Here is a 17,160-nt window from a genome sequence, read left to right as displayed (position 1 = left end):
ACAATATTAAAAATGAATACTATAAACGAATCAGAAAGATCTATATTGGAGTCAGAACGTGGAGATATTAGTCGTAGAAAGTCGACCCAATATCTTATGCCTGTTAAGCTGGAAACCTATTCAACTGAAGAAGAAGATTATAACATCTACCCCTTTTGCCCATTAGGAGACAATAAGATATTTAACGGCTACGCGGGACTTGCCCAATATATTATGGAGCAGCGCGAAGTGCTTATAGACGGCTACGCAGGGATTTTTTGGGACGATGTAGTAACCGGTTTAACAGATTTTTTCCGTAATGCTGGATTAACAATTAACATCTCAAAAACATCTGACTTTTTTAAGTCCGCCGATGAAATTGAGAAGTTGGTAAAGCCCTTTCTTGGAGCAGATGATTCTGTTTGGGGTAGTAAGTGCACTTTCGAATTATCAAACCTCTATAATCAGGAGTTACTCGAAATACAGCCAAAACCTGGTTATGATATCAATATTGTTATTGGTTGCGGTGCGGCTTTAGTAAACTGGGACGCTCCTGTAATCTATGTCGACCTACCCAAAAACGAACTTCAATTCAGAATGCGTGCCGGCTCGATCACCAATTTAGGTTGTGAATCTCCTAGTGAGCCTACCAGTATGTATAAGCGTTTTTATTTTGTGGATTGGGTGCTTTTGAATAACCACAAAAAAAGTATTCTCGAGAGGATTAAAGTTATTGCGGACGGGCAGTGGGGGGATGATATTAACTGGATGTATAAAGAGGCTTTGGTAGAGGGTCTCAGTAAAATTAGCCAATCGGTGATTCGGGTAAGACCTTGGTTTGAACCAGGCGCCTGGGGAGGCCAATGGATTAAAGATCGCATTAACAACCTTAATAAAGATGTGATTAATTATGCCTGGTCATTTGAACTGATCGTCCCTGAAAATGGGTTGGTCTTTGAAAGTGAAGGGTATTTACTCGAAGTTTCTTTTGATTTCTTAATGTTTAGCAACCAGGCGAAGGTATTAGGAAAACATGCACCGGTTTTCGGAGACGAATTTCCCATTCGCTTCGACTTCTTAGATACGTTTGATGGTGGCAACTTATCCATTCAGGTGCATCCCAGATTAAAGTATATACAAGAGGTTTTCGGAGAAAATATCACTCAGGATGAGACCTATTACATTTTGGACTGCAAAGAAGATGCTAAGGTGTACTTAGGATTTCAGGAAAACATTGATGCTGCTGAGTTTAGGTCTGCTCTGGAAACAAGTCAGGCACAAAGTAAAGAAGTTCAGATTGAGGAATTTGTACAATGCCATCCTGCAAAGAAGCACGATCTGTTTTTAATTCCAAACGGAACAGTCCATAGTTCTGGTAAGGACAACCTTGTGCTTGAAATTAGTGCAACCCCCTACATTTTTACTTTTAAAATGTACGATTGGCTACGACTGGATTTAGAGGGAAAACCGCGCCCGATAAATATTGCCCACGCCTTTAATAACCTTGATTTCGAAAGAAAAGGTGATCGGGTTCAGCAAGAGCTGATCTCAAAGCAATACGTTTTGGAAGAAGGTGCTGATTGGCAGATCGTCCACCTACCAACCCATGCCGACCATTTTTATGATGTACACCGACTTGAATTCGCCGGCTCTATGGCAGTGAATACAGATAATTGCTGCCATGTAATGATGCTAGTGGAAGGCTCTTCAGTGATGGTGAAAACCTCCGATGGATCCAGCCAGGTGTTTGCCTATGCGGAAACCTTTGTTATCCCAGCCGCCACCTCCAATTATGAGCTTATAAACATGGGAGAAGGCAAAGCGAAAGTGATTAAAGCCTTTTTGAAATGAGCACCTTAATCAACGAAACCAGCAACGTTATGGAAAAGAAAAGCAATGGTTTTCTATACCTGATCTGTGCAGTAGCTGCACTTGGAGGATTCCTGTTTGGATTTGATACAGCAGTTATTTCCGGCACTGTTACTCTTGTAAAGAACGACTTCAATTTAAATGCAGTTAGTGAAGGTTGGTTTGTTAGCTGCGCCCTGCTGGGTTGTATTGCTGGGGTAGTATTATCGGGCAGGTTGAGCGATAAATATGGCAGGAAACCTGTTCTTCTTATTTCAGCAATTTTGTTTCTTGCCTCCTCTATTGGCTGCATGCTTACCGATTCCTTCAGTACGTTGATCATCTTCCGGTTAGTTGGAGGGGTAGGTATTGGAGTTGCTTCTATGGTTTCTCCTCTGTATATCTCTGAATTTGCGCCCCCTCAATACAGAGGAATGATGGTAACCTTATATCAGCTTGCCTTAACTATTGGTATAGTGATCGCCTACTTTTCAAATGCCTACCTTGCCGGTCACACCTCACCAAATCTCGAAAGCCAAATACTTAACAAGATTTTTTCAGCGGAAGTATGGCGGGCAATGCTGGGGCTTGGGGCCATTCCCGCGGCTATATTCCTACTCTGTATCTTTCTGGTGCCCGAATCGCCAAGATGGCTATTATTGAAGGGACAAAGGCAAAAAGCTACCGACATTTTAGTTAGGGTAAATGGCAGAAAAGTTGCCGAAGAAGAGATCCAAGAATTTGATTTATCACAAGATGAAAGTAGGAATGAGTCTTTAAGTGAGTTATTCAAACCTGTTTACAGGAAAGCACTCTGGATTGGACTTTTGCTACCTTTTCTCTCGCAGATCTGTGGTATTAATGCCGTAATATATTACGGGCCAAGGATACTGGAAGAAGCTGGATTTACTTTGAATAATGCCTTAGGCGGACAAGTAACGATCGGACTGGTAAACGTTGTATTTACGTTTGTTGCAATTTTTACTGTTGATAAATGGGGGCGGCGGCCGCTTCTTTATGTTGGTATAACAGGAGCAGTGTTGTCTCTAATCCTGATAGGAGGTCTGTTTGCCCTGAACATCATATCCGGACCCTGGATATTGATTTTCATTCTGGCTTTTATCGCATGTTTCGCCTTCTCGTTTGGACCGGTTTGCTGGGTTGTGATCGGAGAAATATTTCCAAATGCAATCCGGGGGAAATCTATGGCCCTTGCAACACTGTCACTCTGGATCGGAAACTTCATAGTAGGGCAATTGACGCCTGTAATGCTGGAAGGCGTTGGCGCATCCTGGACCTTCTGGTTATTTGCCTTATGCTGTTCCCCCGCACTGTGGCTTACCTGGAAACTAATTCCCGAAACCAAGGGGAAGTCGCTTGAATATATCGAGAACTACTGGACCGAAAGTTATAACGCCAACCGCAATAATTAGAACTAAATAAACCAATTATATGAAATACAAAAACTTACCAAACCAATTCCGGCCATGGATGTCTCTTGGAAAAAGACAGTGTTTCGCTGTATGCCTTGCTGCAGCCGGTTATATTGGAGTCTTACCCTCTGAGGTAAAGGCTGAGAACCGTATTTATTTTAACGCAGAAGCAAAGAGTCAGGATATCATCATCACTGGAAAAGTGACAGATGAAAAGGGTGAGCCTCTGCCTGGTGTTTCCATTCGCAGAAGTGACGCAACTGCTGGAACAACATCAGATGTGAAAGGGGAATTCCGGATAGCTCTGCCAGGTGGTAATGTTACCTTGACATTTTCCTTTATAGGATATGTCAGTCAGCAGGTAACAGTAACCGATTCCCGGGTACTAAACATTAGCTTGAAGCCGGATAATAACGTGCTTTCAGAAGTGGTTGTTGTTGGTTACGGCACACAGAACAGATCAACACTTACTGGGGCTGTAAGCCAGATCAAAGCTCAGGACATCGAGTCAAAGCCATCTGTTAACTTATTGCAATCCTTGCAGGGAGAGGCCCCTAACCTTATCATTCAACAAAATAATTTTAATCCCGGAAGCGGTGTTAATCTGAACATAAGGGGTTTAGGAACACTTGGGGATAATACTCCTTTAATCGTTATCGACGGAATTGTAGGCGGAGATATCAACTTGATAAATCCTAATGACGTTGCAAGTGTTTCAGTTTTAAAAGATGCAGTTTCTGCAGCAATCTACGGTTCAAGAGCTGCTAATGGAGTACTTTTAATTACTACCAAAAGCGGTAAATTTAACCAAAAGCCATCTGTTTCCTACAACGGGAATTACGGTTCGCAGCACGCTTATGTTGGATTGAAAAAGGTAAGCAGTTGGGACAATGCGTATTATAAAAACCTCTCTTTGATCAACTCAGGTTTGGCTCCTATTTATACGCCAGATCAGCTACAGGAATTTAAAGCACAAGGTAATGGCGATTGGCAAAGACAATCCCTCCTTCAGGATGCCCCTCAACTAAATCAGAATATTTCTATTTCTGGAGGCGGGGAAAACAGTTCTTATGCTATTTCGGCTGGTTACCAGGAGCAAGCGAGCAACTTTGTAGGTCCAAACTTCGGATACAAGAAATACAACGTTCGTTTAAATCAAACTTCTCAAGTTGGTAAGTTCAGATTAAATACCATCTTAAACTATGTAAAGTCGCAAAACAAATCCCACTCTAATGCCGATTGGGTAATATTTGCAGATGCAGACAGAGTGCCTTTAAATTACAGCTTTCAGGATGCAGATGGAAATTACCTTACTAATGCCGTGGCTTCACAGTACAACGTTAAAAGCGTTCTTGAGCAGGGTGGGCGATACTTGAGCAATAACGATCAGGTGTTTGGAAGCCTGAATGGTTCTCTATCAATTACTCCTGATCTAAAATTAACAGGTGTTTTTGGTGGAACCATCAATGCGAATACCGCAGATTTTAGAAGGACAATGGTAAAAAACTTTCCTAGCGGAGTATATGGAGATGATCGTACGGTGTTTGATAATAGCTTTAAGAATATGCTGATCAACACGCAATTGTACGCTGAGTATAATAAAACGCTGAAATTAAATAGTTTTAGAGTACTCCTTGGAGCCAGCAATGAGTCCTACGAATCAAAAGGCTTCCAGCTGCAAAAGACATTGACGGACCCATTGCTTGGAACTCCTACCACCGGTACCATTATCGATCCTGTAAATTCTAATAATAGTATTAACTCTACAAATGAGTGGAGTATTAATTCTTTCTTCGGCAGATTGGCCTATTCATACAACAATAGGTACTTTTTAGAAAGTACGTTCCGTGAGGATATCGCTTCAAGATTTGCTAAAGGTAACCGTGCAGGATTTTTTCCTTCCATCGGAGCATCGTGGATGCTAACGGAGGAGCAATTTATGAGCCCTGTTAGATCAGTAGTAAACCAATTGAAACTGCGGTCCTCCTATGGCATTACGGGAAATCAGTCGGTAGCAGCTTATCAATATCAGACAACATATTTTAATTATCCGAATTCTTATGGCTTTAATAATACAGTTGTTGGCGGTGCCGGATATAATTTAGGAAACCCTGATTTAACCTGGGAAAAGTCAGCAACCTTCAATCTTGGTTTCGACGCAGGGTTCTTCAATAATAAATTGAATTTCTCGCTAGACTTTTTCAATAAAACAACCCGCGACATATTAGCATCAAGACAAGATGTACCAAGGTTGTTTGGAGCAGGATCTCCTGATCAGAACATCGCAAAAGTGAGAAATCAGGGTTGGGAAACTACTTTATCATATGCCGTAAACTCTAAGAATCTTAAACAGAGCTTTAGCTTTAATTTGGCCGACAATAATAACAAGCTACTGCAATTAACAGGTGGGGTAACAGAGCAAATAGCGAACACAGATGCATTCTCATTTATCAGGCGTGTTGGCGAACCTATTACCCAGTATTTCGGATATAAAACAGACGGATTTTTTCAGAATGAAAATGATGTGAACACCTATGCAAAACCTGCAGGTGTGGATGTTGGGCCGGGTGATCTTAAATACGTGGATCAAAACCGTGACGGACTTATCGATGAGAAGGATAGGGTGGTACTCGGTAATCCTTTCCCAAGGTTTACATTTGGGTTTACCTATAGAGCTGCTTATAAAGGTTTCGACTTTCAATTCTTTATTCAGGGCGTTGGAAAACGTGACCTATTCTTACGCGGTGAAGAAGTAGAGCCATTCCATTACAACTACGGGGCTACTATGTATGAAAATCAAACTGACTTCTGGACACCAACCAATACTGATGCTAAGTACCCAAGACTCGCAGCGATTGGGTCTCCATCCAATACCAATAATTGGCGTTACGGTTCAGATATTTATAGGTTCAGCGGCGCTTATGCCCGTTTAAAGAACGTAAATATCGGTTATACTCTTCCTTCGGCTCTTACGCAAAAGGCTGGGGTTCGCAGGGCAAGGGTGTCGTTAATTGGGCAAAACCTGCTTACATTAACTAAACTGAAATTTATTGATCCTGAAACCACCGAGTTTGGTAATAATGTCGCTTTAAACTCTTCATCAAACAGTGCGCGTAATTATCCCCTGCCTATTTTCTATGGAGCCGGGCTTGACATCACTTTTTAATAATATTTAAAGAACCAATTATGAAACGTTTAAAATATCTTCTTTTACTACTGCCTATATTGGTAGCAGGCGGATGTAAAAAATTGGACCTTGCACCTACTGACCGTTTTTCTGATCTGACCTTTTGGAAGTTCAGCGAAAATGTAGAGAACGCGTTAAATAATAATTATAGCGGGATGTATAACAGCGGCTTGTACTTCTACAATGAAGCGCTGTCTGACAACGCAGTTTCAGCAAGGGAAATTGTTGCAAGTGGTAGCTTCAATTCAGCCCATCCCGGGTTCTTAAACGACTGGGGGTATTATTATTCGGGCATCAAATCCTGTAATCTTTTTCTTACCCATGTAGACGAAAATACCTCTCTTCCTTCTACTACAATAGATAGAATGAAAGCAGAGGTCCGCTTTATCAGGGCATTTCATCATTTCAACCTGATGAAAGTTTTTGGAGATATTCCTCTGATAAACTTTGATATCACTCCCGAGCAGGCTCAAACAATCGGTAGAACACCGAGGGCAACTGTTGCAAAATTCATCGTTGATGAATTAGCTGAGATTGCTACAATCTTGCCCAAAAAAGAAGCAACAGATAATGGCAGAATTACAAAAGCTGCAGCTCTGGCCTTGCAGGCAAGGGTATTGCTTTATGAAGGTAACAGAATGGCGGAAGTAGCTGCAATCTGCGAGAAGCTGATGAATGATCAGAATACAAACGGAGCCTATTCATTAAACCCAAGTTATATTGCTTTATTCAATGATCTGGGTGTCAATAAAAATAATCCTGAAACTATTCTTTCGCTTCAGTATGTGCCAAACCAAAGAACGTGGTCAGAATATTTTGACTTTGCTCCCAGAAGTGCTGGCGCAAGAACAAATAACCTGGCACCTACTCAGGAGCTTGTTAACAACTATATTCTACTTAATGGTAAGAATATAGAAGATCCTGGATCAGGTTACAATGAAAATAATCCTTATGTTAACCGCGACCCGAGATTAACTGCTACCATTGTCTATGATAGGTATAATTGGGTTAACCCTAATGGAACAACTCAAACCATCTATATTAGACCAGGCTCTGATCCAAATCAACCAGGTTTGAACGAGTATAACCCGAACGGACAAGGTTCAGTAACAGGTTATTACTGGCATAAATATTTCGACAGAACTTCTGTTGATAATCAATTCAGGTCAGGCCTCAATCTTCATCTTATCCGCTATGCCGAAGTTTTACTAATGTATGCTGAAGCAAAGAACAGCCTTGGACAAATGACCGAGGATGTATGGAATAGAACAATTAGGGCTCTGCGCCAAAGAGCTGGCTTTACCAATGCGGAGGCCTTAAACTATCCCGGAAATACAAACATGACCGAAACTATCAGAAGGGAAAGAAGAAGCGAGCTGGCTATGGAAGGTTTTAGAACTGATGACATCAGAAGGTGGAAGATAGCTGAAGTAGTTTTAAACGGATATGCACACGGTGCAAGGTTTGGCGATCCTGGCATTGACAATGGGTATATACGTGCAGAAAGACGCCAGTTTGATGCTTCAAAGAATTATTTGTGGCCGATACCAGCAGCAGAAATTGCACTTAATCCGAATTTAAATCCTCAAAATCCTAACTACTAATTCAGAACCAGAATATGAAAAGTGTAATTAAAGTATACAGCATGGCCCTGTTGCTTATGCTGCTAGCCATAGTATCTTGTAAGGAGGATACTACCGCCCTGAATGAGAACTTAAGCACTGTTGGCAGCCTGTCTTTGCCAGCTGATCAAACCAGTATCGAATTAAAAGCAGACAATACACCGTTGTTATTTCAATGGACAGAAGCAGTTGCAGAGGATGGCGATAAAGTCTTGTACGAAATTGCTTTCGATCGTGAGAATGGAGATTTTAGTAACCCTGTTTATAAGGTTTTATCTAATGGAAACGGTGTTCAGCCCCAGAAGACGCTTTTTCATACTGACCTGATAAGAATTGCTGCGATGTTGGGTATACCTTCTGCAGGGACAGGAAAAGTTAAATGGACTGTTCTTGCTTCAAAGGGCACTAACCGTAAACTCGGTTCCGTAAGTCGTACAATGACTTTAAAGAGACCCGAAGGATTAGCAGAAATACCAGCTGAGCTATATATCACAGGATCGGCAACTGAAGCTGGAGAGGATATTACTAAGGCTCTAAAACTTAAAAACAAAGGGGATGGTCAGTTTGAAATCTTCACTTCTTTAAAGGCGGGTACCTATTATCTCACCGATAAGCCAGGCGCAGGAGGGAAGAAATTTTACATCGAGAACGGAAAGGTTAAAGAAGGTGATTCTCCAATAACTGTCGCCGGACCTACAAAGGTTTATCGTTTAAACTTCAACGCAGCTACTGTTCTACAAACAGAAATTCAAAGTATAGGCTTATACCAGTCTGCATATAATGCAGAGAAAGGCCAGCTTACATATAAAGGCAATGGAGTATGGGAAGTAGCAAGTATGCCTGTTGAATTCTTTCCTTTTTCATGGGGCAGAGACGAACGGTATAAGTTTATTTTACATACTTCTTCAGGCTTAGAATATTGGGGAAGTTCAAAGCCTGATAATGTGAGCCCAGGGGGTCAACCTGCATCCTACTTCTTCCTTGAGCAGAAAACAAGCGATCAGTGGGCTAATACCTATAAGTTTGCACCGGCAGCTGATAATAAAAACGTTAAGGTGACTGTAAATTTTGGTGCTGGAGCGGAATATACTCACGAGGTAACGGTGCTTTAGTCAGACGCACTCATCTTCTGAAAGACAATGGAACATCAGTGCTTGCTGCTGGTGTTCCTTTTAATCAAATACTCAACAACGATAAGTGATGAACAGATTACGTTTAACCAGGTGGGCATTATTCATTATGATTGTAATTGCTTCCTGCAAGAAAGATAAAACAGAACCGGAGCCGGTAACTCCCGTCACCCCTCCGCCAGCTTCAGAGCCGGTATCCTATATGAATTTGGCAAAAGAAACCCATAATTTCATTTTAGGCAACTTCCTTACATCTCACGGCAGCTATAGGGCTAATACAACGAATCATTCTCAGAATGCCTACGAGTGGTATATTACGAGCCAGATCTATGCAGATGCTGCCATGATTGGAGCAGGTGACGCATCTTATCTTCCCTACATGAACAAAACTTTTAAATGGATGGAAAACATGTGGGATAAAAACTCTAACATAGGAGGGTATTTTGCGGCAGCCAATTTAGATGGTACCGGGGCTGCAGGAGATAAGTACATCGATGATAATGCATTAACCGGAATGGTTTATCTGGAAGCCTATGACGTGACCACAGGAGCCGACAAAGAGGCTTACCTTGCTAAAGCCAGAGCTTGCGCAAACTGGCTGATGAACGCGGGTGTTTGGGATAATACTTACGGAGGTGGCTTCTGGTGGAACACTACAAAACCAGAAAAACCGACGCAATCGAACGGACTGGCACTACAGCTTTTCTTGCGTTTATATAAGATAACCGGAGAGAGTTATTATCGCGATTGGGCAATATCTGTTAACAATTGGTTGTCCACTAGAATGTTTGATACCAACCGCGGGCTGTTTATCTGGAAAATTGATGGAGCGGGTAATGGTGTTAAACACAATGAGCTTTTTACTTATGATAATGCTATCATGGTAGAAGCATATATAATTTATAGCCAGGTAATGAACGACCCATCTTATCTCCAACGGGCTCAGGCATTGGGTGCGGCAATGAATACCGTTTTGTGGAATGCATCACGTAAGCAATATATCTTCAATACAACTGATAATCGCGTAAATCCTGCATGGTGCGCATGGGGGTCGCAGGCCATGATACGCCTGTACGAAGCGGATAACAATCAAACCTGGCTTAATTATGCCAAACAGAATATCGATGGATTGAATGTTTCTAACAGGAATTCTACAACCAAGGCCTATCACTTTTTTGCAAGAATGGACGGTTCTGATCGCTCTCCGGAAATTGAAGGAGTCGACCAGGCATGGATGCAAAGAGTACAAGCATTATATTCAAAATATAGCACTAGTAAATAGTTTAGATGAAATTACAAAAGCATATCAAGACAGCCTTGATTCTGTCTGCTATTGGTTTGGCCTCCTGCGGGGTTAAACGTGAAAACGTTCTCAAATACGTAAATCCAAATATTGGTACTGCTCATAGTCGCTGGTTCTTTTACACCCCGGCAGCAACACCATACGGGATGGCGAAATTGGCTCCCTCCACTAACGGAAGTTATGGAAATAACCAGGGTTGGGAAGCTGTCGGGTACGACACGCGCCACAATTCTATAGAGGGATTTGTTCATTTCCACGAATGGCAGGTAGGGGGGGTGAGTTTTATGCCAACAGCCGGTGAGTTGAAAGTAAAACCAGGAGACCTGGAAAAACCTGGTTCTGGTTACCGCTCCAACTTTGATCGTAAGAATGAACTTGCAGAACCGGGTTACTATAAGGTGAAACTTGACGACTATAACATCCTGGCCGAGTTAACCGCAACAAAACACGTAGGTTTTCATCGTTATACTTTTCCTCAAAATCAGCAGTCTCGGATAATTTTAGACATTGGTAATGTACAGGGAGAAAGTGGACCAGTCGACGACGCCCTAATTCGCATGACAGACGATACGCATTTTGAGGGATTTGTGAAAACCTATCCAAAGTATTTCGTCCAGTACGATCCGCAGGGTAGAGTTTTTATGTATATCTACGGCGAGATCAGCAAGAAACCAGCTAAAGTAGGTTCGTTCACTTCTGCCGGAATCCAACAGGGTTCAAACTCTGCCTCCGGAAAGGGTGCTGGCATTTTTATGGAGTATCAAACACAGGATAATGAATCAATTGAACTTAAGGTTGGACTTTCGTACACTTCAATAGAGAATGCTAAACTCAACTTGCAGGCAGAGGCTGGAAAATTATCTTTCGACAAAGCAAGAAGACTCGCTCAAGAAACCTGGCAAAAAGAGCTCAGTAAATTGTATGTTGAAGATGCTAACGTGGCAAACAAAACGAAGTTCTATACAGGGCTATTTCACGCTCTGCTCGGACGTGGGGTAGCAAGTGATGTAAACGGATCTTTTCCGAGACATGACGGGGCAATCGGGCAACTTCCAAAAGACAATAAAGGGAAATTCAGCTATGACTTCCTTAATACTGATGCTATCTGGGGCGGATACTGGAATTTAACGCAGTTATGGTCGCTCTCCTACCCTCAGCATTATAACAACTTTGTGCATACTCAACTGCAGGTATATAAAGAAAGAGGATGGTTTGGCGACGGTATTGCTAATAGCAGCTTCGCCTCAGGTGTAGGTACAAATATGGTAGGACTTGCAATTGCTGCAGCTTATAATGCTGGGATCAGGGATTACGATACAGACCTTGCTTACAAAGCAGTTTATGAGAATGAAATGGGCTGGAAGAACAGGAAAGTGGGTGCAGGAAAAATGGATGTAAAAGCCTTTGTAGAGCGAGGATATAGTCCTTTTATCGGAGGTACCGACAATAACTTCATCACTGATTCCACCGGATCAACTTTTTCTGCCTCACACACCCTTGAGTATTCTTACAGTGCCTTCGCTGCTGCTCAAATGGCAAAAGCAATGGGTAAAGAAGGAGATTACCAGAAGCTTATGAAGTATTCAAACGGTTGGAGGAACTTATTCAACCCTGCATCAAAACTTATCCATCCTAAGGACTTAAAAGGGAATTTCATAAGCAATTTCGATCCGAACCAAGCTTGGAAGGGTTTTCAGGAAGGTAATTCTGTTCAGTACACGTTTTTTGTTCCTCAAAATCCAGAGGGCTTAATTAATGCAGTTGGCAAACAGGAGTTTAATGATCGCCTGGAGAACATTTTTATTAATTCACAAAAGAATGGCTTTGGTGGTGGAAAGACGATTGATGCCTTTGCAGGCGTTAGCTCCCTTTATAACCATGGAAATCAACCTAACCTCCATATAAGCTGGTTGTTCAATTTCTCGAACAAGCCCTGGCTAACGCAGAAGTTTACAAGAGCAATTTGTGATGAGTTTTATGGTACTGAAAGTATTCATGGATACGGTTATGGTCAGGATGAAGACCAGGGACAATTGGGGTCATGGTATGTATTATCGGCATTGGGTTTATTTGACGTAAAAGGCTTCACTGATCTAAGGCCTGTTGTGCAAGTGGGAAGTCCAATCTTTAAACGCACCACGGTAACACTCGGAAATGGCAAAAATCTGGTTATAGAAACAGAAAATAATTCAGCTCAGAACGTGTATGTACAATCAGCAAGATTCAATGGTAAGCCATTAACCTCTTGTTGGCTTTTTAGAGACGAGTTAATGAAGGGTGGAAAGCTTCAGTTAGTAATGGGAGCCCAACCAAATACCGCCTGGGGCATTGTTGCTCCTCCATCAACGCAGTAAGGTGTTTTATAATCTCATTCTTCAATTATGAAGTTGTCAACAATCTTTATTATATCTAACGTTCTTATAACGAATGTGCTATTTGCTCAGCCAAATAGTACAAAAAGCAGCGAGTATTTGCGTCGGGCAGAAGAGATGTATCATAAAGTATGGCATCATTACAGGGTCCCGTCCCATAATTTATTTGCAGAAAACTTTCCTTCCAGAGGTACCGACACCCTTAATTACTTCCAGGGCAGCGCTGTAAAAGAAAAAGAGGTTAGCTTCTTATGGCCTTTCTCCGGAGTATGGTCTTCCACAAACGTCTTATTAAAAGTCCCGGGAAAGAAAGCGAAATTCCTTCCCTATTTGGATAGCCTCGTAGCTGGTGTCGAAAGTTATCGTGATAGCCTGCGAAAGCCGGTGGGCTATCAGGCATATCCGGGAAAATTTGAAAAGGCAGACCGGTATTATGACGATAATGGTCTGGTAGCAATTGATTATGCCGAAGCTTATTTAAATACTAAAAACCCGCTTTACCTTAAAAGAGCAAAAGAAGTATTTGAGTTCATTTTAAGTGGCTGGGATGAAAAGCTAGGCGGGGGAGTGACCTGGCTGGAAGGCCATCGCGATCAAAAACCAGCTTGCAGTAACGGCATGGCGACTCTTGCAGCCTTAAAGATCTACCAGTGCAGTAAGGAGGCATATTACTTAAAATGGGGGAGAGCATTTTATGATTGGATGCATACTAACTTGCGCGACCCTAATGGTGTTTACTGGAATGATATAAAGGCAGATGGAAAAGTTAATAAGGTTTATTACACGTATAACTCCGGTTCAATGCTCGAGGCGTCCGTATTGCTTTATGAATTCACCAAAGAGCCGAAGTATCTAAAGGAAGCCAAGGCTATTGCAGAAGGTGCTTTTAACCATTATTCTGCTGCTAATAAAAATCCAGCTCTTACTTTTCATATTGATCTTCCCTGGTTCGTAACAGTTCTTTTTCGGGGATATGAGTCACTATACCGGAAAGATGGTAACTATAAATATCTTGGGGCCATTGAAAAGGACCTTAACTATGCCTGGGATAACTCAAGGGATAAATACGGGTTTATTACTCATAGTTGGTTGCCTGGAACAGCGGAACTAGAGAAACCAAAATGGTTATTAGATGAGGCATGTATCGCTGAATTATATGCGCGTCTGGGTATTATAAGCAAAAAGAATTAAAGTAATAGGATGCAAAGCTCAGTTATACTTGGAGTTGATATTGGTGGTTCGCATATTACTGCGGCACTCGTCGACATAAGCAATAGAAAAATAGTAGAAAATTCCCTAAGGCGGGAAAGAATAGATTCTCAAGGCTCTACTGAAGATATTATCAATGCATGGGCAGGGGTGCTTAAAGAAAGCCTGTTGTTCAGCCCTAACTCGAAAATAGTGAGTGTTGCTATGCCCGGGCCTTTCGATTATGAGAACGGGCTGTCTTTAATTACCGGGCTAAACAAGTATGAATCACTGTATAACCTGAACTTAAGGGACCTTTTATTGAAAAAGCTTCAACCTCTGGCAGAGGAGATCATATTCACAAATGATGCTGCTTGTTTTTTGCAGGGAGAGGTTTTTTGCGGTGCAGCAAAGGATCATGATAGAGTGTTAGGCTTCACCCTTGGTACCGGATTTGGTTCTGCTACGTTCGAGAATCAGTCTACAGAGGAGGCTGGGTATTGGAAATACCCATTTGCAGACAGCATCTGCGAAAATTACTTCTCGTCTCGCTGGTTCGTGAAAAGATACTTCGAACTATTCGATCGAAAAGTTGCCAACGTAAAGGAAATTGTGGAAAGTGCAGGTACAGGAAACGAACAGCAAATAATCTTCGCGGAGTTCAGCCACAATCTTTCCTCTTTTTTAATTCCCTTAATAAAAAATAAAAATTATACCGCAATTGTCTTTGGAGGTAACATTGCGAAGGCAGCCTGCTTCTTCCTGCCAGCCGTACAATCCGCTTTAACTCAAAACGGCATAAATGTAGAACTGGTTGTGTCTGAATTGGGCGAGAGCTCTGCTATAATAGGTGCAGCCAGCCTTATTCAGAGTACTGCAAATCCTTCATAATATTCCTCAATTTGTCCTTCTCTATATTGGTTATATAACAAAGCTGATCCTCTTCCCAGGAGGATCGCTTTTAGTTAGCGTATTGCTTAATAAAAGCATAAGTTCTCCTGCTTCGACATTCATACTCAAAATTTTCCTTACAATAAACATCGATAATAACTTAACCTTATATTAGTAACAATTTCTTTTGTTACTGACCAAGCTTAAAGGAGAATGAGATTCTGTAAAATTTTAACAATAGCCCTTATAACAGTTTTTGCACTGAATGTATCGAATGTTAAGGGGCAAAAACTGAAGAAGAACCAGTTTGACAACCCGATAGCCCTGCAACGCGCAGATCCTTTCGTCACTAAATCAGACGGGATATATTACTTCATAGCCACTGTTCCCGAATATGACAGGATAGAATTGAGAGCTTCAAAGACCATTAACGGGATCAAGAATGCGCCGGCCGTAGTTGTATGGCGTAAGCATGATAAGGGCATAATGGGTAACCACATTTGGGCGCCCGAGCTTCATTTTATTGAAGGGAAATGGTATATATATTTTGCTGCGGGCTCTGCAGAAAATAAATGGGAGATCAGGAAATATGCTTTGTCTAATTCCTCAAAAGACCCTCTGAAAGGCGAGTGGAAGGAAGAAGGGCAGATCGTAAGTAAAAGGAATGAATTCACTCTTGATGAAACCACCTTTGTGCACAAAGGTCAGAGATACATGGTATGGGTTGACAGAGCTTCAAACACAGTAAGTAACACCGGTTTGTATATAGCCAAAATGACAAGTCCTACCACCCTGGATGATAAGCAGGTAGTAATATCACAACCTGAATATGCATGGGAGACGAAAAAGTACCGTGTGAATGAAGGGCCTGCTGTCATCGTCCGGAATGGAAAAGTGTTCATGACATTCTCTGCAAGTGCTACTGACGCTAATTACTGCCTGGGACTTCTGTGGGCAGATGAATCCGCTGACCTTCTGGATCCGAGTTCCTGGCATAAACTGCCTGAACCAGTCTTTTTTACTAACGAAAAGTTTAAACGCTACGGTCCGGGACACAATAGTTTCACAGTCTCAGAAGATGGTAAGACAGATATCATGATCTACCATGCACGCGACTATAAAGAAATCAAGGGCGAGTCGCTTTATGATCCAAACAGACATACCCGTGCAAGAGTGTTAAGATGGACAAAAGATGGAATGCCCGACTTTGGTCAGGACCTCGACGATAATGATATGGCTTTAAAGAAGGTGAAAAAGAAGTAGTTTCAGGTTCTACCTCCAGAATTGTAAATATTATAGAAAGTAGTTTTTAATTTATTTTAAAAACTTTTATTACTTTTAAAAAAAATATTAAATATGATTCTGATAGCCGATAGTGGTTCCACTAAAACTACCTGGTCTGCAGTAGAAAAAGGCAGGGAGGTAAAACGCTTTGAAACAGAAGGTTATAACCCTTACTTCGTTACTGGTAATTATATAGCTAATTCAGTTCTCAAATCCTTGGATAGCAGTGTTTCTACTGCAGCTGTTGAGGCCGTTTACTACTATGGTGCAGGATGTGATGCCGACAGAGGTTCGGTAGTCCAGCAAGCTCTTTCAAGGGTTTTTTGGCGGGCAGAAGTCTTTGTATCCTCCGATATGCTTGCAGCTGCACGCGGTACTTTAGGAGCTGAAGATGGTTTTGTTGCTATTCTTGGAACAGGTTCAAATACATGTCTTTACAGTAAAGGGAATATCTCTATTAATATTGATTCTTTAGGATTTATCCTCGGGGATGAAGGTAGTGGTGCTTACTTGGGAAAGAGGGTGTTACAAGATTATCTGAGAAACACGATGCCCACAACGGTAAGGGAACGGTTCCAGAGTACTTATTCTTACCAAAATGATCAATTGATCTATAATGTGTATTCGGCGCCTTTACCGAACCGGTTTTGCGCTACTTTTTCAAAGTTCCTTATAAACAGTTGCGACTACTCCCATAGAGTCATAAAAGAAGCTTTCAAATCCTTTTTTTTAAATTTAGTAAGCTTATATCCCGATTATAAAAGCCATAGTTTCAACTGTGTGGGTTCTGTGGGATTTGTGTTTGCAGATATTCTAACAGAGGTCTCTAAAGAGTTTGAGATGCAGCCGGGAAAGATTGTTCAGTCGCCCATGGATGGACTCATTGAATATCATCTTCAAAAGCAGTTACTCTAATCATTCCG

11 protein-coding genes are annotated in these 17,160 nt (G+C 41.6%); all 11 read left to right on the top strand.

Features of this window, described 5'->3' with window-relative positions; all coding sequences use genetic code 11:
• Positions 1–12 precede the first annotated feature (12 nt).
• Complete coding sequence (locus tag J4N25_RS25140) at positions 13–1,830, top strand: class I mannose-6-phosphate isomerase (RefSeq protein ID WP_242696028.1); 1,818 nt, start codon at positions 13–15, stop codon at positions 1,828–1,830.
• Positions 1,827–3,260 carry a sugar porter family MFS transporter gene (locus J4N25_RS25135; RefSeq protein WP_242696027.1) on the top strand — a complete coding sequence of 478 codons (1,434 nt, stop codon included), beginning with the start codon at positions 1,827–1,829 and terminating at the stop codon, positions 3,258–3,260. The genes J4N25_RS25140 and J4N25_RS25135 overlap by 4 nt, the downstream gene beginning before the upstream one ends.
• Before the next feature lie 19 nt (positions 3,261–3,279).
• On the top strand, positions 3,280–6,426 hold the full coding sequence (locus J4N25_RS25130; RefSeq protein ID WP_242696026.1) for a SusC/RagA family TonB-linked outer membrane protein: 3,147 nt from the start codon (positions 3,280–3,282) through the stop codon (positions 6,424–6,426).
• Between the two features lie 20 nt (positions 6,427–6,446).
• Complete coding sequence (locus J4N25_RS25125) at positions 6,447–8,051, top strand: RagB/SusD family nutrient uptake outer membrane protein (RefSeq protein ID WP_207424652.1); 1,605 nt, start codon at positions 6,447–6,449, stop codon at positions 8,049–8,051.
• A gap of 14 nt (positions 8,052–8,065) precedes the next feature.
• Positions 8,066–9,181: a SusE domain-containing protein gene (locus J4N25_RS25120; RefSeq protein WP_207424651.1), complete on the top strand. Its 1,116-nt coding sequence runs from the start codon at positions 8,066–8,068 to the stop codon at positions 9,179–9,181.
• Positions 9,182–9,269: 88 nt separating this feature from the next.
• The gene (locus J4N25_RS25115; RefSeq protein ID WP_207424650.1) at positions 9,270–10,481 is read left to right on the top strand and encodes a glycoside hydrolase family 76 protein; all 1,212 of its coding nucleotides are present in this window, start codon (positions 9,270–9,272) and stop codon (positions 10,479–10,481) included.
• 5 nt (positions 10,482–10,486) lie between these two features.
• Entirely contained in the window at positions 10,487–12,856 is a 2,370-nt protein-coding gene (locus J4N25_RS25110; RefSeq protein ID WP_207424649.1) for a GH92 family glycosyl hydrolase, read from the top strand.
• A 27-nt stretch (positions 12,857–12,883) separates the two neighbouring features.
• Positions 12,884–14,065 carry a glycoside hydrolase family 76 protein gene (locus tag J4N25_RS25105; protein ID WP_207424648.1) on the top strand — a complete coding sequence of 394 codons (1,182 nt, stop codon included), beginning with the start codon at positions 12,884–12,886 and terminating at the stop codon, positions 14,063–14,065.
• A 9-nt stretch (positions 14,066–14,074) separates the two neighbouring features.
• The gene (locus J4N25_RS25100; RefSeq protein ID WP_207424647.1) at positions 14,075–14,953 is read left to right on the top strand and encodes an ROK family protein; all 879 of its coding nucleotides are present in this window, start codon (positions 14,075–14,077) and stop codon (positions 14,951–14,953) included.
• A 213-nt stretch (positions 14,954–15,166) separates the two neighbouring features.
• Positions 15,167–16,216 carry a glycoside hydrolase family 43 protein gene (locus J4N25_RS25095; protein ID WP_207424646.1) on the top strand — a complete coding sequence of 350 codons (1,050 nt, stop codon included), beginning with the start codon at positions 15,167–15,169 and terminating at the stop codon, positions 16,214–16,216.
• Between the two features lie 93 nt (positions 16,217–16,309).
• Positions 16,310–17,152 (top strand): N-acetylglucosamine kinase, encoded by an 843-nt coding sequence (locus tag J4N25_RS25090; RefSeq protein WP_207424645.1) that lies wholly within the window; start codon positions 16,310–16,312, stop codon positions 17,150–17,152.
• Positions 17,153–17,160: the final 8 nt, after the last annotated feature.

This window comes from Desertivirga brevis, assembly GCF_017355835.1.
The sequence above is the reverse complement of the archived record's forward strand: the minus strand, read 5'-3'. Positions and strand labels throughout refer to the sequence as shown.